Annotated in this window: 19 protein-coding genes; 8 read left to right on the top strand and 11 right to left on the bottom strand. The window is 32.2% G+C overall.

The window, feature by feature from the left end:
* Window positions 1-6: 6 nt before the first annotated feature.
* The 4 genes from AC3VJB_RS01055 to AC3VJB_RS01040 all read right to left on the bottom strand — a co-directional run bounded on the left by AC3VJB_RS01055 (window position 7) and on the right by AC3VJB_RS01040 (window position 4,677).
* On the bottom strand, window positions 7-2,505 hold the full coding sequence (locus AC3VJB_RS01055; RefSeq protein ID WP_497666635.1) for a M14 family metallopeptidase: 2,499 nt from the start codon (window positions 2,503-2,505) through the stop codon (window positions 7-9).
* Between the two features lie 114 nt (window positions 2,506-2,619).
* The gene (locus tag AC3VJB_RS01050) at window positions 2,620-3,240 is read right to left on the bottom strand and encodes a thioredoxin family protein (protein ID WP_281980382.1); all 621 of its coding nucleotides are present in this window, start codon (window positions 3,238-3,240) and stop codon (window positions 2,620-2,622) included.
* Window positions 3,241-3,246: 6 nt separating this feature from the next.
* Complete coding sequence (locus tag AC3VJB_RS01045; RefSeq protein ID WP_239180106.1) at window positions 3,247-3,759, bottom strand: TlpA disulfide reductase family protein; 513 nt, start codon at window positions 3,757-3,759, stop codon at window positions 3,247-3,249.
* A gap of 129 nt (window positions 3,760-3,888) precedes the next feature.
* Window positions 3,889-4,677, bottom strand: a complete 789-nt coding sequence (locus AC3VJB_RS01040) for a S1/P1 nuclease (RefSeq protein ID WP_497666634.1) — start codon at window positions 4,675-4,677, stop codon at window positions 3,889-3,891.
* A gap of 122 nt (window positions 4,678-4,799) precedes the next feature.
* Between AC3VJB_RS01040 and AC3VJB_RS01035 the strand changes: the two genes are divergently transcribed.
* The 7 genes from AC3VJB_RS01035 to AC3VJB_RS01005 all read left to right on the top strand — a co-directional run bounded on the left by AC3VJB_RS01035 (window position 4,800) and on the right by AC3VJB_RS01005 (window position 14,138).
* Window positions 4,800-5,660 carry an SPFH domain-containing protein gene (locus AC3VJB_RS01035; RefSeq protein ID WP_349265124.1) on the top strand — a complete coding sequence of 287 codons (861 nt, stop codon included), beginning with the start codon at window positions 4,800-4,802 and terminating at the stop codon, window positions 5,658-5,660.
* Between the two features lie 159 nt (window positions 5,661-5,819).
* A complete protein-coding gene (locus tag AC3VJB_RS01030) occupies window positions 5,820-5,987 on the top strand; it encodes a type II toxin-antitoxin system antitoxin (protein ID WP_073184483.1) in 168 nt (55 codons plus the stop codon).
* Between the two features lie 96 nt (window positions 5,988-6,083).
* Complete coding sequence (locus AC3VJB_RS01025) at window positions 6,084-9,278, top strand: WD40/YVTN/BNR-like repeat-containing protein (protein WP_497666633.1); 3,195 nt, start codon at window positions 6,084-6,086, stop codon at window positions 9,276-9,278.
* 45 nt (window positions 9,279-9,323) lie between these two features.
* Window positions 9,324-11,243, top strand: a complete 1,920-nt coding sequence (locus tag AC3VJB_RS01020) for an alpha/beta hydrolase family protein (RefSeq protein ID WP_497666632.1) — start codon at window positions 9,324-9,326, stop codon at window positions 11,241-11,243.
* A gap of 140 nt (window positions 11,244-11,383) precedes the next feature.
* Complete coding sequence (locus tag AC3VJB_RS01015) at window positions 11,384-12,043, top strand: DUF2490 domain-containing protein (protein ID WP_073184598.1); 660 nt, start codon at window positions 11,384-11,386, stop codon at window positions 12,041-12,043.
* A gap of 42 nt (window positions 12,044-12,085) precedes the next feature.
* Window positions 12,086-13,393 (top strand): DUF819 family protein, encoded by a 1,308-nt coding sequence (locus tag AC3VJB_RS01010; RefSeq protein ID WP_159613885.1) that lies wholly within the window; start codon window positions 12,086-12,088, stop codon window positions 13,391-13,393.
* Window positions 13,394-13,433: 40 nt separating this feature from the next.
* A complete protein-coding gene (locus tag AC3VJB_RS01005) occupies window positions 13,434-14,138 on the top strand; it encodes a DUF4369 domain-containing protein (protein WP_047790124.1) in 705 nt (234 codons plus the stop codon).
* Between the two features lie 66 nt (window positions 14,139-14,204).
* Here the strand turns inward: AC3VJB_RS01005 and AC3VJB_RS01000 are convergent, their stop codons facing one another.
* Complete coding sequence (locus AC3VJB_RS01000; RefSeq protein ID WP_497666631.1) at window positions 14,205-15,041, bottom strand: universal stress protein; 837 nt, start codon at window positions 15,039-15,041, stop codon at window positions 14,205-14,207.
* A 129-nt stretch (window positions 15,042-15,170) separates the two neighbouring features.
* On the opposite strand from AC3VJB_RS01000, the gene AC3VJB_RS00995 reads away from it, so the two are divergent.
* The gene (locus AC3VJB_RS00995; protein WP_497666630.1) at window positions 15,171-16,466 is read left to right on the top strand and encodes a hypothetical protein; all 1,296 of its coding nucleotides are present in this window, start codon (window positions 15,171-15,173) and stop codon (window positions 16,464-16,466) included.
* A gap of 30 nt (window positions 16,467-16,496) precedes the next feature.
* Here the strand turns inward: AC3VJB_RS00995 and AC3VJB_RS00990 are convergent, their stop codons facing one another.
* From AC3VJB_RS00990 to ccoN, 6 genes are all read right to left on the bottom strand, one after another.
* Window positions 16,497-17,195 carry a sulfite exporter TauE/SafE family protein gene (locus AC3VJB_RS00990; protein ID WP_239180094.1) on the bottom strand — a complete coding sequence of 233 codons (699 nt, stop codon included), beginning with the start codon at window positions 17,193-17,195 and terminating at the stop codon, window positions 16,497-16,499.
* Window positions 17,195-17,641 (bottom strand): FixH family protein, encoded by a 447-nt coding sequence (locus tag AC3VJB_RS00985; RefSeq protein ID WP_047790120.1) that lies wholly within the window; start codon window positions 17,639-17,641, stop codon window positions 17,195-17,197. Before AC3VJB_RS00985 ends, AC3VJB_RS00990 begins: the two co-directional genes overlap by 1 nt.
* Window positions 17,642-17,717: 76 nt before the next feature.
* Window positions 17,718-19,139 (bottom strand): cytochrome c oxidase accessory protein CcoG, encoded by a 1,422-nt coding sequence (gene ccoG / locus AC3VJB_RS00980; RefSeq protein ID WP_073184494.1) that lies wholly within the window; start codon window positions 19,137-19,139, stop codon window positions 17,718-17,720.
* A gap of 38 nt (window positions 19,140-19,177) precedes the next feature.
* On the bottom strand, window positions 19,178-20,101 hold the full coding sequence (locus tag AC3VJB_RS00975; RefSeq protein ID WP_047790118.1) for a cbb3-type cytochrome c oxidase N-terminal domain-containing protein: 924 nt from the start codon (window positions 20,099-20,101) through the stop codon (window positions 19,178-19,180).
* A 14-nt stretch (window positions 20,102-20,115) separates the two neighbouring features.
* Window positions 20,116-20,283, bottom strand: a complete 168-nt coding sequence (locus tag AC3VJB_RS00970) for a cytochrome c oxidase subunit IV (protein ID WP_047790117.1) — start codon at window positions 20,281-20,283, stop codon at window positions 20,116-20,118.
* Between the two features lie 5 nt (window positions 20,284-20,288).
* Entirely contained in the window at window positions 20,289-22,490 is a 2,202-nt protein-coding gene (ccoN, locus tag AC3VJB_RS00965; RefSeq protein ID WP_497666629.1) for a cytochrome-c oxidase, cbb3-type subunit I, read from the bottom strand.
* Window positions 22,491-22,496: the final 6 nt, after the last annotated feature.

Raw genomic sequence — 22,496 nt, 5'->3', positions numbered from 1 at the left:
AAACCACTACATCAACTTTCCAAAGAAGATCGCATTTATCAATAGTTTATTCGTTCCAAACCAAAAACCTCTAAAATTGGTATTGTCTGTAAAAACGATTACCCTTCCACTACCTAAGCGTCCTGCTTTAAATGGAACGGTGTTTTTCAATTCCTTTAAATTTTCTTTTGAAATATAACCACTCAATAACGGATTGCTTGTATACTGAATTGGATTGTTAAAACTCTTCGCATCTGGTTGAATAAACTGTTTTGTATTTCTAAACAAAGCTATTTTATCATTTTTGTATCCAAAATTGATTGGATGTGAACGATCAATCTTTGCTTCAAAAATTGCTCCTCCAATTACTTGCGCTCCAAATTGTAACGAACGATTTTCAAATGATACATTATTTACAGAATCTATTTTAGCTTTATTAAACTTTACATTAATAAACCCTCTGTTAGACAACCAATTTACTGTATTTCTATACCCGATTAGCACTCCTCCATTACGTACCCATACTTTTAGTTTCTCTACTAAATTCTTATCAATAGAGCGACTATTCGGAACAATAATCGTAGTATACTTATCTAGATTTACTCTCGAAGCATAATCGGTATCTAACTTTGTTAGTTTCATGTCGTAACGTTGATCTAATAAATGCCAAATTTCTCCTGCATCATAACTTGTTACTCCTTTTCCAACCAACATCGCTACTTTTTGCTTTTTTACAGCTTCAAAGTTTCTACTTCCTAAATCAATTCCTTCATTTAATCCTGTAGACACACCTTTAATTTCAATATAATTTTCATTGGCTACTTTTCCTAAGAAATCGAACAACTCATTTCCATTTAATTTTTGATTTTGAGCTGGAATAAAAATAGTTCCGTAATCATACGAATTACCATCGTTTACAAACTCTTTCATCGCTACCTTCGCTCGCAATCCTTTTTCTAAAATCGTATTTAACGCTTTAGGTGTACTATACTCATTCCAAGAAAATAAGTAGCCTACACTACTTTTTTGTTGAATTGTTCCTTGTTTTGGTTGTAATTGAGTCACCTCAGCTCCTGCTTTCGATAATGATACATTATCCGCATAATCAACTCCAAATGCATAATTAAAGGTCCAAGCAGATACATCATAAAACAAACTATCTTTAAATGTAGTTCGTACATCAAACATTGCTTTTACCAACCTGTGATTTTTTTGGTTCATAGGTACTACGTAGCTATACCCTTTTTTGAAACGTTTTCCATTCGATGTAAAATCTTCTTTTAACTCGTGGAGTTTTATTTGATGACGTTGTAAAACCTCAGCTAAGTGATTTGTTTTCGTCGCATCTTTTTCATCACCAAATACTATCGCTTTGTTTGTTTCTGAGCTTCTTGAATTTTTATAAAAACCTTGTTGATACTGTAAGATTTTAGTTCGCATGTTTTTAGCAGCTTCTAGTGTTGACAATGCTGCTGTAAACTGATTTCGAATAGTAAATGGAAACGTTAAAACTCCGTTTTCACTTTCTTGTGCATGCCCACGAGAACTTCCTTGTTCAAACAAAATCCCGATTCCTCCATTAATATCTGGAAAAGTTGACCCTTTTCCGTAGTAAAAATCATCAAAACTTTCCTCTGAATAATAGGTTGAACCTATTTTATCGAATGCTTTTGCATGATAGGTTGCTATTTCTTTAGTTAACTCCTGATTCATTTTTGGAGTTAACGGATTTGTTCTACTCGGAATTCCTGGTTGGAAAAAAAAGGTAGAATTTGTTCCCATTTCATGATGATCGGTTAAAATATTAGGCAACCACTTGTGGAATGTTTTAATTCGTGCTCTACTCTCAGGTAATTGAACTGGCAACCAATCACGATTCATATCAAACCAATAATGATTAGTTCTTCCCCCTGGCCAAACTTCGTGATATTCTCTATCATTTGAATCTGGATTAATATTATTTGCCTTATTTGTATTTGCCCAATATGCAAAACGTTGTAAACCATCTGGGTTCATTGCTGGATCAAAAAGTATTACTGAGTTATTTAATAATTCCTCTATTTTTTGTCCTTCTGCTGCTGCTAAATAATACGCTGCTGCCAAGGCTGCATTTGAACCACTTGCTTCATTTCCGTGAATTGAAAACCCTTGATATACCACAATTGGACTATTAGAAACATCTATAAAAGCATCGTTTGTTGCTTTTATATGATTTTCTCGTATTTCTTCTAAATTTTGATGGTTTTTAGAGGAAGTAATTGTTAGCAATACTAAAGGTCTTCCTTCATAAGTTGTTCCTCTGTTTTCAAGCACTACTCTATCTGAAGCATTCGCAAGTGCTTTCATATATTCTACCAACTTATCATGTGTAACATGCCACTCTCCTACTTCATGTCCTAAAACAGATTTTGGAGTAGGAATGTTTTGGTTATAAGAAACATTTTTTGGTAAATAATAACTCAAATCGACAGTTTGAGCTGTTAATGTAGCACTGATAAATAGTAGTGATAGTAAAAATTTCTTCATTATTTTCTTGGTTTCATTTTACGATTCGTTATAAAATTAGGTAATTAATAGCACTAATAGACAAAATCCCGCATAAACCGCGGGATTTATTAGTTTTAAATATTTAACTGTTAATTATCTGTTTCTTTTATCTTTAATAGAGCAACCTATTGCTCTTGTATCAGTCTTTGTTGGTTTTTCTCCTTTTATCAAAGCATCTACAGCATTTTCAACAAAACGTTCTTTTACATTCTTTTCATCTCGAGAATTATCGTCAATAGCTCCAATATATTCTACAATTAATTTATTATTTACTTTATTTAAAATATAAACATGTGGGGTTCTTGTTGCTCCATATTTAGGATATACTTTTTGTCCTTCATCAAACAGATAAGGAAATGTAAATCCTTTTTCTTTGGCACGTACCTTCATTGCTTCAAAACTATCTCCTTTTGATACTTCTGGGTCATTTGGGTTGATAGCTATGACAGGAAAGCCTTTCTTTTTATATTTTTTATCTAGAGCAATTAATCTATCTTCATTAGCTACAGAATACGGACACATATTACATGTAAACACAACAATAAATCCTTTTGCGTCTTTATAATCTGCCAAAGAAACCATTTTATCATCTATATTTTTTAATGTAAAATCAGAAGCTTCATCTCCTACTTTATAACCTCTAGAGTTATTACTAGTAAATGCTGAAATAGATGCCACCACCAATAACATCAATATTATTTTAATTGTCTTCATAATTATTTAGTTTAAAAAGGTTTGTAATTCGTTTTGTAACTCTACATAGCTAAAAGTTCGTTCATAAAATTTTCTTTTTTGCTTATTGTAAATTAGGGTTGCTGGTATTGAACCTGACCAGCTTTCTGCAATATCTCTAATCCAAAACTGCTCATTTGAATCTTCAAAATGAAGTATTTTAGATTGTAGTTTTTTCTTTTTGATAAATGGTATCAAATTCGTTTCTATTTGCTTAGAAAAATCTAAACTTACCAAAACAACTTCAACATTTTTATCTTTATATTTCTTATGAAGTTTTTCAAAAGCAGGTAACTCTTTTACACAAGGCATACACCATGTAGCCCAAAAATTAACTACATACGTTTTATCGTTGCTTTTATGTAAAAATGGTTTTAACTCTTCGTAATTTAACGTAGTAATTTTAACTTTTTTAGATGTGTCCTTTACCTGAGCTTTGGCTGTTGTTCCACTAAAAAAAGCGGTTATTATAAGTATGAGTAAGAATTTACTTCTATGCATTTTAAAACGATTTCTCTCAAAATTAACTGTTTATCGTATTAAAAAGATAGAATTAACTAAATATTAACAAGAAAAAAGCTCGGAAAATATATTTCCGAGCTCTTTATTTTATCACTGTATTTTGTTGTACTAACTAAAAATTTCATTTAGTAATTTAGCTAAACGCAAACCTCCTTTTTGTAACTGTTCTCTCACTACAGGAAAGTATACATACGAATAACGGTAACGTAAGTTCTCTCCTACTTCAGCAGATTTGTATACTTCTTTAGTAATCTTATGTGTATCATGTAGCCAATCTACAACAGTTCCTTTTTGAATTACTTTGATTTGTTCTTTAGATAAATCTCTTGCATTATCAGCTAATTCAACATAACTCATGTCCCATTTATTAATTAAATCTTCATCCCAAACTCTGTGTAAATTAGAGCCTTTTCCATGCCACTGAACCTGAATTTTATTGCCTCCTAAATCTTCTTTTTGCCCAACATGCATGGGTTGATGTAAATCACCTACCAAGTGTACTAGCATTTTTAAGTAAAAACGTTTGTCTTCAATTGAACTATTTTCATCTTTTAATACTTTTACACATTGCTCTATACCAGTAATCATATCTCCTTTCGGATTTTTTTCGGTATCTTCATAACGAGCGTCTAATGGCATGTTTACATAATGCCAAGTATAAAACTTTCCATATTTCTTTCTATCAGACTTTATTTCATCTGCAAAAGTAGATACAAATGCTAAGCTCTCACCTTGTAGTAATTTTTCAATTTTCTTTCTAGCTTTCTTAGTCAAATGTTTTTCTGCAATTTTTCCAGTAGCTCTGTGACCTGTTGGGCCCCAAACATCTTCGTTATTAGCTATTGATGAAATACTCACTAACAATGCAACTAGTACTATTAAAAATTTTGTTTTCATGAATGGTTTAAATTATAATCGGAAGCTAAATTATAAAATATAATCATCAAAAATTTGGATTTAACAAAATTTAATTTATATCTTTATGATATCATTTTAACATCAATTTAATTAAAACAAATATGAAGGCAGAAAAAATTATCAAACCAGCAAATGGGTACCTAATGTTTTTTATTGTACTTATTCTTTTTATTGGCGGAATTGCTTTAACCGTTAAAACCGAAAATCCAATATTTATATTAATGTCTGTAATAGCATTTATTTTGGCATTGGGCTTTATTTTAGTAAACCCTAATTCTTCAAAAGTTTTGTTATTCTTTGGAAAATATGTAGGTACTGTGAAGCAAAATGGTTTATACTGGGCTAATCCATTATACAAAAAGAAAACTGTTTCGTTAAGAGCTAGTAATTTTGATAGTGAGCGTTTAAAGGTTAATGATAAACTAGGAAACCCGGTAATGATAAGTACTATTTTAGTTTGGAGAGTTACCGAAACCTATAAGGCTGCTTTTGATGTTGATAATTATGAGAATTTTGTTCGTGTACAAACAGATGCTGCTGTACGAAAACTAGCTAGTATGTATCCATACGACAATTTCGCAGATGAGGGGCACGAAGAAGATATTACACTACGATCTAGTGTAAACGAAGTAAGTGAAGCTTTGGAAAAAGAATTAGAAGAACGATTAGCTATTGCAGGTATTGAAGTTTTAGAAGCACGAATTGGTTATTTAGCCTATGCACAAGAAATTGCAAGCGCTATGCTAAAACGTCAACAAGCTACAGCCATCGTTGCTGCTCGACATAAAATTGTGCAAGGTGCGGTGGATATGGTGGACATGGCTTTAGAAGAGCTAAACAAAAAAGAAATTGTGGAGTTAGACGAAGAACGCAAAGCTGCCATGGTTAGTAACTTATTAGTTATTTTATGTGGAGACAAAGAAGCGTCTCCTGTGGTAAATGCTGGTACTTTAAACCATTAAGTTATCAACACAAAATCAATTAACGTGGTACAAATTATAAACACTATTATAGTATATATCTTAATTTTTATGAGCTCTTTACTATAAACTAAAAGAATTTTGAAATTGTATTTTTGTAACCATTTTTGCGTTTCAAAAAACACTATTATAAAACACAACATGGCAAAAAAGAAAGCTTTTGCACTCCGTATTAATGAAGAAATGTTAAAAGCCATTGAAAAATGGGCTTCCGATGAATTTCGATCTACCAATGGACAGATTGAATGGATGCTTATGCAAGCCCTTAAAGAAGCTAAAAGAGAGCCAAAAAAGAAAGAAGAAGAATAACAAATCTTAAGAACTTGTTAAAAAAAACGTCCAATTTTATTGGACGTTTTCTATTTTGTACATTGTACAACCTTAAATTACAAGCAACTAACTCTTATGAAAAACCTTTTTTATCTACTATTTATAACCTTCTCTTGCGCTACTTTTTCTCAAGAATTCTCAATGGATTTAGTCAAAAACATGAAACCGAGAAACATTGGTCCAGGTGGAATGAGTGGACGTGTCACAGCCATTGATGTTGTTGAATCCAATCCTGATATTATGTTTGTTGGTACAGCTTCTGGAGGTATTTGGAAATCTACTTCAGGAGGCATTAAATGGGAGCCTATTTTTGATAAAGAAGTTACAGCCTCTATTGGTGCTTTGGCCATACAACAATCAAACCCTAGTGTAATTTGGGCAGGAACTGGTGAAGGAAATCCTCGTAATAGTTTAAATGGTGGTTATGGAATTTTCAAATCTCTTGATGGAGGAAGATCGTGGAAATCGATGGGGTTAGAAAAAACACGTCATATACATCGTGTAGTGATACATCCAGACAATCCAGACATTGTTTACGTTGGTGCTATTGGATCACCTTGGGGTGAACATAAAGAACGTGGTGTATACAAAACTACCGACGGCGGTAAAACTTGGAAACAAATTTTATTCAATAATAATAAAACCGGTGCTGCAGATTTAATTATGGATCCATCCAATCCAAACAAACTAATAGCTGCTATGTGGGAACACAAACGTGATCCTTGGTTTTTTAAATCAGGAGGTAAAGGAAGTGGTTTATACATTACCCATGATGGTGGAGAAAACTGGAAAAAAATTACCGAAAAAGAAGGTTTTCCAAAAGGAGAATTGGGGAGAATTGGAGTAGCAATCGCTCCCTCTAACCCAAACACTGTTTATGCTTTGGTAGAAGCAAAGAAAAACGCTTTATATAAAAGTGAAGATGGTGGTTTTTCTTGGAAAAAAATTAATGATAAAAAAGGCATTGGAAATCGCCCTTTTTATTATTCAGAAATTTATGTAGATCCTCAAAACGAACATAAACTATACACTGTTTTTACCTATGTAAATGTTTCTATTGATGGAGGAAAGAACTTTAAGCAACTCATGCCTGCTTATGGTGTTGATAATGGTATTCACCCAGACCATCACGCTTGGTGGATTCATCCTAAAAATGGAAAATTCATGATTGATGGAAACGATGGTGGAATGAATGTTACCAAAGATGGAGGTAAAACTTGGCGTTTTATTGGGAATTTGCCTGTTGCACAATTTTATCATATTAATGTAGATAATGAGTTTCCTTACAATGTGTATGGTGGTATGCAAGACAACGGTTCTTGGCGTGGACCTGCTTATGTATGGAAAGACCAAGGAATACGAAATTCTTATTGGCAAGAGATTAGTTTCGGTGATGGTTTTGATGTTATTCCTGACAAAGACGACTCGCGTTATGGTTGGTCTATGAGTCAACAAGGTTATGTATCTCGTTACGATTACAAAACAGGTAATAATTACACTGTTCGTCCAACACACCCTGATGCTACTATAAAACTACGCTTCAATTGGAATGCAGCTATTAATATTGACCCGTTTGATAACAGCACTTTATATTTTGGAAGCCAATTTGTACACAAATCAACCGATAAAGGTTTAACGTGGAAAGTAATTTCTCCAGACTTAACTACAAATGATAAAAGCAAACTCAAGCAATCAGAAAGTGGTGGGTTAACCATGGACGCTACCGGAGCAGAAAACCACTGTACTATCTTAGTAATTGAACCTTCTCCCCTAGAAAAAGATATGTTATGGGTTGCTACGGATGATGGACAAGTACATATTACTAAAAATGGAGGTACAACTTGGACAAATGTTGCCAAAAACTTGAAAGGTTTACCTGAAAATAGTTGGATTACGCAAATAAAAGCATCTAATAAAAATAAAGGAGAAGCTCTACTAGTTGCTAACGATTATCGTCGTTTTAACTATAAACCTTATGCATACAGAACAAAAGATTACGGAGCAACATGGGAACGTATTGTTGATGAAAGCGATGTAAAAAGCTTTACACAATGTATTATCGAAGACCCAATTGAGCCAAATTTAATGTTCTTAGGAACTGATGACGGTTTATATATTTCTATCAACGCAGGAAAAAAATGGACAAAATGGACGGAAGGGTTCCCTACTGTTCCTGTAAAAGATTTAGTAATTCACCCAAGAGAACACGATTTAGTTATTGGTACTTTTGGTAGAGCTGCTTGGGTGTTAGATGACATTCGTCCGTTAAGAGCAATAGCTAAAAACAAAAACATTCTTACCAAAAATATTGAGTTATTCACACCTCCAACAGCATATCAAGCAGCATACCAACAACCCACTGGTAGCCGATTTGGTGCTGATGCTATGTTTAATGGAACTAATAGAAGTCGTGGTGCTTTGGTTCAATTTTATGTGAATAAACCGAAATCAACAAAAAAACCTGAAGTAAAAGGCAAAGATTCTATTAAAAAAGAAGACGAGAATACCATAAAATGGGATTCTATCAAATTTGAAGTTTTTGATGGTAACAGACTTATTAGAACCTTTAAAAGAAAAACTCCCAAAGAAAATGGTATTCATAAAGGTGTTTGGTTTATGAGTGAAAAAGGTGTTGCCAGACCTTCTAGAACTATCAGGAAACAAAAAAGAGAACCTAGAGGTGTTAGAGTAAAACCTGGAATCTATAAAATAAAAGCTTCGTTTGGTAACCAAACATCAGAACAAAATATTACTGTAAAGTTTGACCCAAGACTGCATATTTCTCAAAATGCAATCGATCAAAAATATGCAACAGCCAAAGATCTAGAGGCTCTGCAAAAAATTATAGCTGATGCAGTAAAACAGTTAGTTGAGAGTAAAAATATTGCAAATAGTTTCAACCAAAAACTATCTAAAAAAGACAAAAAACTTTATAAAGAATCAATTAAAGATTCTAAAGATATTATTAAGAAAATAGATACACTTTTAGCTGTTTATTTAGGAAAGGTAGATAAAAGACAAGGGATTACACGAAACCCAGAAGTAAATGTTATGCAGCGTTTAGGGACTGCTAATAGATATGTGAATAGTAGATTTGGCGAACAAACTTCTACAGAAAAACAGTTAATTATTCAATTTAAAGAAGCATTAAAACCTGCTTTAGAAAAAACCAATGCTTTCTTTAATAAAGATTGGAAAGAGTATAAGGCAGAAGTTGAGAAAATAGATTTATCTCCTTTTAAAGAAACCAAGCAGTTTAGCTTAGAATAACAAACCCTATCAAAAAAACGAAATTAATAACCCAAACACACACTTATGAAAAAACATTTCTTATTACTTGCCATTGCCGTTTCGGTAATTGCTTGTAAAACGGATAAAAAAGAATCTGTTAAAACCAGTACAGCTCCCAAAAAATATTCTATTGAGCAAATGATGGATAACGAAAACGTTTTTGGTGGAAGCTTTTCTCCTGACAACTCTAAATTACTAGTAACTAGTAATCGTTCAGGAATCTATAACATGTACACCGTTTCAACATCTGGAGGAGAATTTGAACCTATTACAAAATCAGATAGTTCTTCCGTTTTTGCAACATCTTATTTTCCAAAAGATGAAAGAATGTTATTTAGAATGGATAATAATGGAGATGAAATTTATCATATCTTTTTAAGAGAACTTAACGGTGATATTAAAGATTTAACACCAACTAAAGGTGCCAGAGCAGGCTTTTTTGGTTGGGCTAAAGATGAAAAGAGTTTCTTTTTTACTTCAAACGAAAGAGACAATCGTTTTATGGATCTCTATGAGATGGATGTGGAAACGTTTACTCCAAAAATGATTTATGAAAATAAAGAAGGTTATAACGTAGCAGCAATATCAAACAATAAAAACATACTAGCCCTAAGCAAAACGGTTAATACTAACGATAGTGATTTATTTTTATTTGATAGGACCACCAAAGTAATCACCAAAATTAACCTAAGATTAAGTGGTAATTCTGCTGCTGATTTTTCTATTGATGATACAGAGTTCTACTATACAACAGATGCTGAAGGTGAATTTGCTACTTTAATGAAATATACAATTAGTACTAACGAAACAGAAAAAGTATTAGCCAAAGATTGGGATATTTCCGGAAGCTACTTTACAAACAATGGTACCTATAGAGTAACATACATTAATGAAGATGCTAAAAATGTAATTGAAGTTTATGATGTTAAAGCCGGTAAAAATATTGAGCTTCCTAATGTTGATGGAAAAAGTATTACTAGCGTTGGTTTTTCTAGAGACGAAAGTATAATGCGTTTTTATGCTGGTGGTTCTAATACTCCTTCAAACTTATATGTGTATGACTTAAAAACAAAAAAACAAACGCAGCTAACCGATGTGTTAAATAAAGAAATTAATCCTGCTGATTTAGTAAAAGCGAAAGTAATTCGTTACCCTTCTTTTGATGGAGTAACTATTCCTGCAATTTACTATGTACCTCATCAAGCTTCAGAAGATACTAAAGTTCCTGCTTTAGTTTGGGTTCATGGAGGTCCTGGAGGACAATCACGTCAAAATTTCAGTTCTAGAATTCAATATTTAGTAAACCACGGATATGCTGTTTTGGCTGTTAATAATCGTGGAAGTAGCGGATACGGTAAAACCTTTTTTACTATGGATGATTTAAACCATGGAGAAAAAGATTTGCAAGATTGTGTAGAAGGGAAAAATTGGTTAGCAAAACAACCAGAAATTGATGCTGAAAAAATAGGTATTATTGGAGGATCATATGGTGGTTATATGACCATGGCTGCTTTAACATACACTCCTGAGGAGTTTGCTGTTGGAGTAAACATTTACGGAGTTACAAACTGGATGCGTACCTTAAAAAGTATTCCATCTTGGTGGGAATCTTTTAGAGAGGCTTTATATAAAGAACTAGGAGATCCACACTCTGCAGACTCAGTAAGGTTGAAAAGAATTTCTCCTTTATTCCATACAGACAAAGTAACCAAACCATTAATGGTATTACAAGGAGCTAAAGACCCAAGAGTTTTGCAAGTAGAATCTGATGAAATTGTAGCTGGAGTTAAGAAAAATGGAGTTCCTGTAGAATATGTGCTGTTTGATGATGAAGGGCATGGTTTTGTTAAAAAGGAAAATCAAATAGAAGCTAATAGTAGAATCTTACAATTTTTAGACACCTACTTAAAGAAAGAAGAACCTATAAAAAACGACCAATTATAAATAAACTCGAAGAACTTTAACAATATAACTTTTCATAAAAATTATTGAGTTTATATTTTTGTCAATACAACATAAAATCTCCCGTATATTTATTTATGTGGGAGATTTTTAATATGACAAAGAACTACAACACTATTATTATGCGAAAATTATTCTTATTAATTGTCTCTTTACTTTCATTAAACAGTTTTTCACAAAATCAACCTGATCCAACCAAAGAATTAGGGGTTTGGTACATGTATAACGGATCACACCAAATTTCAGATAAATTTGGTTTAAAATCTATGGCACATTTTCGCTTTTTTGAAGTTGGAGATGACATGCAGCAATTTATCGGGCGTTTGGGAGCTAATTATAAGTTCAATAAAAATATCAACGCTACTATAGGGTATGCTTTCTTAAACACTGATGAAACTTTTAATGTTAATGCAGGCGACTTTAACGAACATCGTATTTATGAAGACCTAAATGTAAATCATAAAATAGCTAGTTTAAACCTGGCACATCGTTTTAGAGGTGAACAACGTTTTTTTAAATCAACTACCAGTAATTTCTTTCGATATCAACTTGCATTGGGACATCCTATCAATGAAAAATGGTCTACATACCTATACAATGAAACCTTTTTAGATTTTGAGGGAGAAGCTTATAATCAAAACTGGTTTGGAGCTGGTTTTAAATATAAAGTATCTGACGTAGTTAAGCTTCAAGCAGGATATCAACTAATACATGTAAACGAGGTTGGTAACTTTAATAGAATTCAATTAGGAGTTGCAATAAGTACAGATCATAGAAAATAGAACTAACTAATATTTCATACTTTAGCGACAAATTATTTTTAAATGGAAGCACCTCTTTTTACAAACGATGCAATCGTATTTGGTATTTTAATGATTTCGTTAGGTTTTGTATTTTATACAGAATCAAAAACCTCAGGATTTTGGCCTAAGTTTTATAAAATAGTCCCAGGTTTATTCATGGCTTATTTTATCCCTGCAATATTTACTACTTTAGGAGTTATTTCTCCAGAATGGGAAACTACCAGTGCTGCTGGCGAAGTCGTAAAAAACAAATCACAACTATACTATGTTTCTAGTAGGTTTTTATTACCTGCTGCCTTAGTTTTAATGACATTAAGTATTGACTTAAAAGCTATTTTCAACTTGGGCTCAAAAGCTTTAATCATGTTTTTTACAGGAACTGTCGGTATTGTTATTGGAGGACCAATTGCCATTTTATTAATTTCTGCTGTTTCACCAGAAACAGTAGGAGGAGCTGGATTTGATGCTGTTTGGAGAGGACTTTCTACCTTAGCTGGTAGTTGGATTGGTGGTGGAGCTAACCAAACTGCTATGCTAGAAATTTATCAATACAATCCAGCTAAATATGGAGGAATGGTGTTTGTTGATATCGTAGTAGCTAATATTTGGATGGCTATCATTTTAATTGGAATTGGTAAAAAAGACAAAATAGATAAATGGTTAAAAGCTGATACTTCAGCTATTGAAGATTTAAAACAAAGAGTTTCTAACTTTACACAAAGTGTAAAAAGAACTCCTACTTTAACCGACTTTATAATTATGCTTGCCATTGCTTTTGGTACTGTTGGTTTTGGTCATTTTGCAGGAGCGTATTTAAGTGACGTTTTTGCTTCGTTAACAGCAACTATGGAATCTCAAACTACAAAAAACATTTTCTCTTTCTTAGGATCAAACTTTTTCTGGTTAATTAGTATATCAACAATTGTTGCTGTTGTTTTATCTTTTACGAAAGCTAAAAATTACGAAGGTGCCGGTGCTAGTAAATTAGGAAGTATTTTTATTTACGTACTAGTAGCAACTATTGGTATGAAAATGGACTTAACGCTAATTTTTGATAATTTCAATTTAATTTTTATTGGTTTGGTATGGATGGCAATTCATGCTGGATTATTAATCTTAGTAGCTAAATTAATTCGCGCTCCATATTTCTTCTTAGCTGTAGGAAGTCAGGCAAATGTTGGTGGGGCTGCATCTGCCCCAATCGTAGCGCAAGCTTTTCATCCTTCTTTAGCAACTGTAGGTGTTTTATTAGCTGTTTTCGGATACGCTATCGGTACCGTAGGCGCAATCCTATGTACAATTTTAATGGAAATAGCCTCAAAAGTTTAGGAGAAATCTGCATATTTGCAACAGACAAATTTTGAATTCAATGAAGAAAATTATTGCTCTTTTCGCAATTGCACTTGTTGCTTTTGCTTGTTCCTCTAAAAAAGAAGGAAACATGGTTGTTAAAGGTCAGATTAAAGGATTAAAAAAAGGTACTTTATATCTTCAAAAGATGAAGGACACATTATTGGTATCTGTTGATTCTATGGCGTTGTTAGGTGATGATAAATTTATATTAACAGATAATGTCGAGTCTCCTGTAATGTATTACTTAACTTTTGATGGTAATACAACAGATAAACACATTATGTTTTTTGGGGAAGAAGGTGAAATTACCATCAACGATAAAATTGAAGAGTTTGGTTTTAAACCTGAAATTAAAGGTTCTAAAAACCAAGAAGTAATGAATGAGTATCGTAAAATAAACCAACGTTTTATGGAGCAACGTCTAGATTTTGTAAAAAAAGAAGTAGAAGCTCGTCAAGCTCAAGATGAGGTACAATTAGAACAAGTAGAAGCAGATTATAAGAAAATGGTACGTCGTCGTTTCTTATTCTCTACAAACTTTGCTATTGCAAACGCTGATAGTGAAGCTGCACCATACATTGCATTATCTGAACTATATGATGCTAACATTCAGCTTTTAGATACTATTAATAATAGTTTAACTGATAAAGTTAAAAATTCTGAATACGGTAAACGTTTACAAAAGTTTGTAGATGATATAAAAACTAAAGAAGGAAAGTAAATATTCTTTTCTTTAAAAGAAGTAAAAAGCTCATTCAGTTTGAATGAGCTTTTTTACTTTTATATTCTAAATTTTAAAAGACAATACTGGTAACTTACTGTGATTGGCAATATCTTCTGAAATACTACCTTCAAAAAAGTGTGCTATTCCCTTTCTACCATGCGTAGCTACTACTAAAACATCTGAGTTTATTTTGTCTGCGTAATAGAACACTCCCTTTTCTACAGAATAATCAGAAATTATTTTTACTTTATAAATGTTTTCATCATAGCTTTCATTTGTTTGATTAAAAAAATGCTTCATTCTTTCTTCTAACTCTTCGGTACTTTTAAACTTAGACGTTGGTGTACTTACATATACCAGCTCCATATCTGCATTAAACTTCTTAAGAAACTCTTTCGCTTCCATATATGGTTTTACATCGTCATCAGAAAAATCACAAGCAAACAGTATCTTTTCTATCTGTTTTACTATCGGTTCCTCTTTTATTACTAATACAGGTACATGCGCATAACGGATTACCTTTTCTGTATTAGAACCAATAAACATTTCTTTTAAACCACTAGCTCCTTTAGATCCCATAACAATCAAATCTGCTCCTTCATTTCTTGCCAACTGGTCTATTTCGCTAAAGATTTTAAAATGCTTTATAATTGGAGTTACTTTTATACCCGATAAATACTCTTTCTCTAAAAATTCTGCTAACTTTTTCTCAGACATTTGTAAATAAAACAACATTTCTTGTTGTAAATAACTTTCTGATCTACTTAAAACAGCATTAGATAACTCAAGCATATGTACTACCAACACCTCAGCATCTGACTTTTTTGCTAAAAAAGCTGCTGTTTGTAAAGCATTTTCAGAATATTCAGAAAAATCAACTGGGACTATAATTTTTTTCATGATTAATTACTTTTAGGTTCTACGTCTTCTATAAAGTTACCTAAATTTTGTCAGTAAAGCTATGATTTTTGTCACTTTATAAACCACTATATATTCTATACATTTGCTTTCTTAAATTTTACATTTGTTATGGATAAAAACTCTTCTAAATTTGTAGGCGTTGTTGTACGTGCCTTTATTTCTTTAATGGTCGTTTCTATTTTAGGTATTTTATTAAAGTTTTTTATTACCATACCCAATCGTATTTTTTTTAATAGATCTATAGCATATACTAGTACACATTATTCATATAAACCAGGACAAAATGGATGGACTTTTGATTTTTTTGTATTAAACAATGATGGTTTATATGTAGCCTTACCCTTACTTCTAGTGATTTTTATTGCTTTAGTTTTTTACTTTGGAGTATTTTCTGCTATTGCAACATTTTTAAATTTTAAAGCACAAAACACGCAATTAGCCAAAAGAGATTTTATTTTAACACTACTTGTTGTTAGCTTCTACTTTATGCCCAAATACATAAATATTGATTCTTTTTTAAACATCAATGAAAGAGGTGATTATGTACTTAAAGAGCGCATATATAATCCTAATAATGAAATTTGGGAAATAGGTGTTCAAAAAATAAGAGGTAACTATATTAAAGAACATAAAACCGTAAGCAATGACTCTTCATTTTTAGTTGTAAGAAAATTTAACACTAAAAAAATAGATACAGTTTTATTTGAAAAATTAGTTATTCCAGGCAATAATGTTTACGTTTTTAGTGCAAAAGATACCTTATGGTTATTTGAAGCTTCTAATAATTATATAAAAGCTTTTAACATGGTTAACAGCAACATGGTTATAAAAAACAAAGAAGATTTAAACCGTATGATGCCCAAAAAACATCAAAAAAGTGGTATTGCCGAATTAAGTTATTCTCCTGCTCAAAAAAATAGTGTCTATGTAAAAACTAATTACGGTGAGGTGTTATACTTGCATACAGATGATAATTTAATTACTGATAGATACAAATACACTAACAGCACATACTATCTAAGACGCATAAACGAACATAGATATAAATTATATGCAAAAAAGAAACAGCTAGCTACTACCTTACAAGAAACTATCTTTTTAAATGCTGAAATTATTTCTTACAGAAATAATGTTGTTGTTATTAGACACAAAGTCAACATAAAAAAAGAAACTCCTTATATCATTTCAGCATATGATACTATAACAGGAAATAAACTATGGGATTTTAATGAAGAAAACAATCCTTTTTTAAATAATGCTTATGGTAAAGTTACTGTGAATGCAACTTTTTTACCAAACAAAACAATTCTTAGTTTTTATGATGTTTTTACATTAAAAGGAAATGTAATAATAGACAATCAAGGAAACTATATAAAACAGGAAATTAACATAACCAACTATTAAACAAGTTTTTTACACTTTTCAAAATTATGATTAATGGCAACCTTCAACTGAATTATGAAGATCAGATACAGGAAGTGGAGAAACATAAGGTATTCCTAACCCTAGTCCTCTAAGAATAAACAATACTCCAATAATAATTACAACATAAGGTATTGCTTGTTGAATTCTTTTTCGCACCAAACCATTTGCAAAATTCCCTACATAAACCACTGCCGTCATTAATGGTATTGTTCCTAATCCGAAGAGAAACATATATAGGCTTCCTGATAACATATTAGTTGTACTCAACGCTCCAAAAACTGCCATATAAACTAATCCACAAGGCAAAAATCCATTTAGAAAACCGATGGTAAAAAAAGTATCGTTTCCTTTTTTTTTCAACTCTTTTCCTAAAGAAGATTTTACTTTCATTACCAACCTATTTATTGGATTTGAAAAGTTATACCTTTGAAAGGTTTTTGGTACAAGGATTGCCAAAATCATTAACACTCCTACAATAATAGAAAGTTGTTGCTGAAACCCGAAGAAATAAAACCCTTTACCTAGTAAACCAAATAAAAAGCCTATTAAACTATAAGTAAATAAGCGTCCTAAATGATAACTAGTTATTTGAAAAAACTGTTTTACTTTATTCGTTCTGTCTACAGGTAACATAAAGGCTATAGGACCACACATGCCTATACAGTGAAAACTACCTAATAAACCAAATATGATTGCTGAAAGAAACATTAAAACACTAACTCTTTCTGAAATAAATAATCTTTATTTTTGTAGTTCCAGGAAACTGTTATGTTCCAACGACCACCCAACAAACGTTTCTCAGGCACGAGCAAATATGTTTCGGAAATCGAAATAGGTATTTCGAAATCCAATTGTTTATCAGATGGTCTGTATAGGAACACTTTTCCTTTTATATCTTTAGGGTTAAAGTCCGTTGGAAAATGGACTTTAATTCCTTCAGTTACTTTTTCTATTTTAATATTCTTTTTTAATGCTTTCGCATTTTTAGTAGCATCTAATTTGTTCTGAAATTCTAATTCTTGTTGGTAGTATTTTTCAGTTACTAAATCGTGATTAAAGTTTTTACCTGTACTCATCGTAATTACGAAATACATAATAAAGCCTATAAATCCTATTATTGCTATTACTATACCCGTGCCCCAGTTTAGTTTCATTTTAATTTGTTTTTAGTCTTTGGTTCTTAATCTTTATTCATACTTACTCCTAAAAGCTAATGAACTTTAGACTGATTTATCTATAACTTCTTGGTCCTAAAAAGTTGGTTGTAGTAGTTTCAATAAGTTTATCACCACTATACACTCCTATTTTTAGTTTTTCTTTTTCATTTTTCATTTCAGACTGATGTAACTCTATAAATAAGGTTCCTTCTGCTAATCCTTGTTTAGGTACTTCAAAATCTTGATGTGTTACTGTTTCTATTTTTCCTTTATGAGATAACAATTTATAACTCACATTATCTATTTGTTTTGTTGTTTTATTTACTACTTTAAAAGTGTAAATATTACTAATAACTCCGTTTTCTTTGTGTTGATACAACTGCCCTGGCAATCGTAAAATTGTTGCTTCTACATCGTTCCTCAAAAACAGCATCCCTATTAAAATTCCTATTAAAATAAACAAAACTGCTGAGTACCCTTTCATTCTTGCAGTGAATTTAAAAGGTGCTTTCTTTACAATATTTTCTTCACTTGCATAACGAATAAGTCCTTTTGGCAATCCTACCTTTTCCATTATATGGTCACATTCATCAATACAAGCTGTACAGTTTACACATTCTAATTGCGTACCGTTTCGAATATCTATTCCTGTAGGACATACATGCACACATTGAAAACAATCTATACAATCTCCTTTTCCAGACGCTGCTCTATCTTCTTTTTTATTAAACTTTCCTCTCCCTGCTTTTCCTTCTCCTCTTACATGATCGTAAGCCACATTAATAGTTTTATTATCTAACAGCACTCCTTGCAGTCTACCATAAGGGCAAGCTATAATGCAAACTTGCTCTCTAAACCATGCAAAAATAAAATAGAAAACTCCTGTAAAAATTAGCAATGATATTAAAGTACTAATATGGTCTAATGGGTTACCTGTTATGTAACTTATTAATTTATCACTTCCTATTAAATATGCTAAGAAAACGTTTGCTATAATAAAAGAGATGATAAAAAAGACTATCCATTTTAAGACTCTTTTTCTTATTTTTTCTGCATTCCAAGCTTGTTTTGCTAAACGAATTTGTTTTCCTCTATCTCCCTCTATTAAATATTCAATTTTCCTAAAAACCATTTCTAAGAAAATAGTTTGCGGACAAATCCAACCGCAAAAAATTCGACCAAAAACAACAGTAAATAGAATGATAAACACCACTCCTATTATCATTGAAATTACCATTAAATGAAAGTCTTGTGGCCAAAAAGGAAATCCGAAAATGTTAAATTTACGTTCTAAAACATTAAATAGTAAAAACTGATTTCCGTTAATTTTAATAAACGGTGCTAGTAATAAAAACGCTAATAAAAAATAGCTTATATAACTTCGATACTTATAAAACTTTCCGCTTGGTTTTTTTGGAAACACCCAAGCCCTTTTTCCTTCATCATTTATAGTACCAATACTATCTCTGAATTGTTCGTTTTTGGGTGTTTCCATAATCAACTATTAAAAACTAATTTGTAACTTCTATTTTTTTATTGAATACTATCTTTTACTTGCTCTTCTACTGGTTCTGCAACAGTTGATGCTTGACCTTCTTCTTTATATAACTCTCCTTGAGGTTCTTTTGGTTTTGCTGGAGTAGTTCCTTGTAAAGAAATTATATAACTCGCAACCTTTTGAATGTCTTTAGGTTTTAATGTTTTGTTCCAAGCAACCATACCTTTACCGTCTCTACCTCCATTAGCAACTGTATTAAAAATATTCTTCATTCCTCCTCCTAAAATCCAATACTCATCTGTCAGATTAGGTCCTATACCTCCTCCTCCATCAGCCATATGACATGCTGCACAGTTTAAATTAAATACAGCTTTACCTCTACTTAAATCGGCATCAGAAGTTAATACTGTAGCAGTTTCAGCATCAATAATAGCTTCCTTTGAGTTTGATTTAAATGCTGCTAATTCTCTTTTAGCTTCTGCTACTGCTTGAGCATACTCCATTTCTTGGTTATCTGCTCCTAATACATGATATCTTACTAAATATACTGCTGCAAAAATGATTGTTGCATAGAACATATATAGCCACCATGGTGGTAAGTTATTGTCTAACTCTTTAATTCCATCATAATTATGATCAAGAATAATTTCATCTTCTTGCTCAATTGCTTTAGCCTCTGTCCATTTACTAATAAGTTTTTTAGCCCAAGCCCATTTATCAACTTCTTCTGGTTTAATTCCATCTTTTTCCATTTGAAGTTGCTCTGCTCTTTGCTGAGCCACAATATTTAAAACTTCTTTTAAAACGACAACAGTTATAAGCCCTACAATCGCTATCCAAACTAATGGGTGTTCATATAGACTAAATGGATTTTGATATGATTTAATTGCAGTAGCAATAGCAAAAAAGGTTACTGCAACAAAAATGATATATACTATAGACTGAAAATATTTTTTCATCTTTTTAAATTTTACTAATTATCTAAAGGCAATTCACTTACCCTACTTATATATTCTTTCTTGGCTGTAAATACCCACCAAAACAACACTACAAAAAATGTAAAGAATATGGTTAGTGAAATAATTGGGTATATTTCAATACCTGCAATAGTTTCCATATGATTTTTTACAAACTTTAACATAATTTCTAGTTTTTAGCGCTTAATTGGTCTTGAACATCTTTAATCTTAATATCGGTACCTAATCGTTGTAAATAAGCGATTAAGGCTACGATTTCCCTATCTTTCATTTCTATGAAAGTTTGTCCATTTTCTTGAGCATACTTTTTATCTGCTTCATAGTTTGTTGCAAAGTCTGGATCAGCATACAAGTTCTCTTGAATTTTAGCTCCTTGCTCTTCCATGCTTGTTTGTGCATTTGCAATATCTTCTTCCGTATAAGGAACTCCTAAGCTAACCATTGCTTTCATTTTGCTTTCGGTATCACTCTTATCTAACTTATTTCTTACTAACCATTGGTATGCTGGCATAATAGATCCTGGAGATGTACTTTGTGGATCATACATATGATTTAAATGCCAACTATCGTTATACTTTCCTCCAACTCTTAATAAATCTGGACCTGTACGTTTAGAACCCCATAAAAACGGATGGTCGTATACAAACTCTCCTGCTTTTGCAAATTCTCCATAACGTTCTACTTCCGATCTAAATGGACGTACCATTTGTGAGTGACATCCCACACATCCTTCACGGATATAAATATCTCTACCTTCTAATTCTAGAGGAGTATAAGGTTGTACGCTTGTTATTGTTGGAATATTAGATTTTACTAATAATGTTGGAATAATTTGAACAACTCCTCCTATTAAAATCGCCACTGTAGCATATATAGTTAATTTTACAGGCCTTCTTTCTAACCAAGTATGCCAACCTTCTTTAGAAGTTCTGTATTTAGATACTTTTGTTAATGCCGCTGCTTCTGCTAGTTCATCTGTTACTCCACTTCCTGATCTTACCGTTTTAACAATGTTATATAACATTACAAATGCTCCAAGGATAAATAAGCTTCCTCCAATAGCACGCATCCAATACATTGGAATAATTTCGTTTACTGTTTCTAAGAAGTTACCATAAGTTAACGTTCCATCTGGATTAAACTGTTTCCACATTGAAGCTTGTACAAATCCTGCAACATACATTGGTAGCGCATACATAATAATACCTAAAGTTCCAATCCAGAAATGGAAGTTAGCCAATGCTGTAGAATATAATTTTGTTTTGAACATTCTTGGTACTAACCAGTATAACATACCGAAAGTTAAGAATCCGTTCCAAGCTAAGGCTCCTACGTGTACGTGAGCGATAATCCAATCACTAAAGTGCGCAATTGCATTTACATTCTTTAATGATAACATTGGTCCCTCAAAAGTTGCCATACCATAACCTGTAATTGCAACTACCATGAATTTTAATACTGGATCTACTCTTACTTTATCCCAAGCTCCACGAAGAGTTAACAATCCGTTAATCATACCTCCCCAAGATGGTGCAATTAACATTACTGAGAACGCAACTCCTAAATTTTGAGCCCAATCTGGTAATGATGTATATAATAAGTGGTGAGGCCCTGCCCAGATGTAGATAAAAATTAATGACCAAAAGTGCACAATAGATAATCTATATGAATATACTGGACGATTAGCCGATTTAGGAACAAAGTAATACATTAATCCTAAGAACGGAGTCGTTAAGAAGAATGCCACAGCGTTGTGTCCGTACCACCATTGTACCAGTGCATCTTGAACCCCTGCATACACAGAATAACTTTTCATGAAACTTACTGGCAACTCTAAACTATTAAAAATATGTAATACTGCTACGGTTACAAAAGTTCCTAGGTAAAACCAAATTGCTACATATAAATGACGTTGTCTTCTTTGTAAGATTGTCCAAATCATGTTAGCACCAAAAGCCACCCAAACTAGGGCTATGGCAATATCGATTGGCCATTCTAATTCAGCGTATTCTTTTGAAGTGGTATACCCTAGCGGAAGTGTTATGGCTGCTGCAACAATTATTAACTGCCATCCCCAAAAGTTAAAGTTACTTAAAAAATCACTCGCCATACGGGCTTTCAGTAATCGCTGTAGTGAGTAGTAAACTCCTGCAAAAATGGCATTTCCAACGAATGCAAAAATTACTGCGTTCGTATGTAATGGTCTTAAACGTCCAAAACTTAACCACGAAATACCGTCAGTTAAATTTGGGAATAAAAACATAAAAGCCAATAACAATCCCACTGAAAAACCTACTATTCCCCATAGTAAGGTTGCGTAGATGAATTTTTTTACGATCTTATTATCGTAATAAAATTGTTGCATTTCCATAATCTA

The sequence above is a fragment of the Tenacibaculum sp. TB-53 genome (assembly GCF_059716285.2).
This window is presented reverse-complemented; position numbering and strand designations above follow the sequence as displayed.

Excerpts from the sequence above, each read along its gene's own strand:
- AC3VJB_RS01045 (WP_239180106.1), bottom strand. The coding sequence starts at position 3,759 with ATGCATAGAAGTAAATTCTTACTCATACTTATAATAACCGCTTTTTTT.
- AC3VJB_RS01035 (WP_349265124.1), top strand. The coding sequence starts at position 4,800 with ATGAAGGCAGAAAAAATTATCAAACCAGCAAATGGGTACCTAATGTTT.
- AC3VJB_RS00975 (WP_047790118.1), bottom strand. The coding sequence starts at position 20,101 with ATGAAAAAATATTTTCAGTCTATAGTATATATCATTTTTGTTGCAGTA.
- AC3VJB_RS01020 (WP_497666632.1), top strand. The coding sequence starts at position 9,324 with ATGAAAAAACATTTCTTATTACTTGCCATTGCCGTTTCGGTAATTGCT.
- AC3VJB_RS01010 (WP_159613885.1), top strand. The coding sequence starts at position 12,086 with ATGGAAGCACCTCTTTTTACAAACGATGCAATCGTATTTGGTATTTTA.
- AC3VJB_RS00985 (WP_047790120.1), bottom strand. The coding sequence starts at position 17,641 with ATGAAACTAAACTGGGGCACGGGTATAGTAATAGCAATAATAGGATTT.
- ccoN (WP_497666629.1), bottom strand. The coding sequence starts at position 22,490 with ATGGAAATGCAACAATTTTATTACGATAATAAGATCGTAAAAAAATTC.
- AC3VJB_RS01000 (WP_497666631.1), bottom strand. The coding sequence starts at position 15,041 with ATGAAAAAAATTATAGTCCCAGTTGATTTTTCTGAATATTCTGAAAAT.
- AC3VJB_RS01050 (WP_281980382.1), bottom strand. The coding sequence starts at position 3,240 with ATGAAGACAATTAAAATAATATTGATGTTATTGGTGGTGGCATCTATT.
- AC3VJB_RS00990 (WP_239180094.1), bottom strand. The coding sequence starts at position 17,195 with ATGTTTCTTTCAGCAATCATATTTGGTTTATTAGGTAGTTTTCACTGT.
- AC3VJB_RS00995 (WP_497666630.1), top strand. The coding sequence starts at position 15,171 with ATGGATAAAAACTCTTCTAAATTTGTAGGCGTTGTTGTACGTGCCTTT.
- AC3VJB_RS01030 (WP_073184483.1), top strand. The coding sequence starts at position 5,820 with ATGGCAAAAAAGAAAGCTTTTGCACTCCGTATTAATGAAGAAATGTTA.
- AC3VJB_RS01040 (WP_497666634.1), bottom strand. The coding sequence starts at position 4,677 with ATGAAAACAAAATTTTTAATAGTACTAGTTGCATTGTTAGTGAGTATT.
- AC3VJB_RS01005 (WP_047790124.1), top strand. The coding sequence starts at position 13,434 with ATGAAGAAAATTATTGCTCTTTTCGCAATTGCACTTGTTGCTTTTGCT.
- AC3VJB_RS01015 (WP_073184598.1), top strand. The coding sequence starts at position 11,384 with ATGCGAAAATTATTCTTATTAATTGTCTCTTTACTTTCATTAAACAGT.
- AC3VJB_RS00970 (WP_047790117.1), bottom strand. The coding sequence starts at position 20,283 with ATGTTAAAGTTTGTAAAAAATCATATGGAAACTATTGCAGGTATTGAA.
- AC3VJB_RS01055 (WP_497666635.1), bottom strand. The coding sequence starts at position 2,505 with ATGAAGAAATTTTTACTATCACTACTATTTATCAGTGCTACATTAACA.
- AC3VJB_RS01025 (WP_497666633.1), top strand. The coding sequence starts at position 6,084 with ATGAAAAACCTTTTTTATCTACTATTTATAACCTTCTCTTGCGCTACT.
- ccoG (WP_073184494.1), bottom strand. The coding sequence starts at position 19,139 with ATGGAAACACCCAAAAACGAACAATTCAGAGATAGTATTGGTACTATA.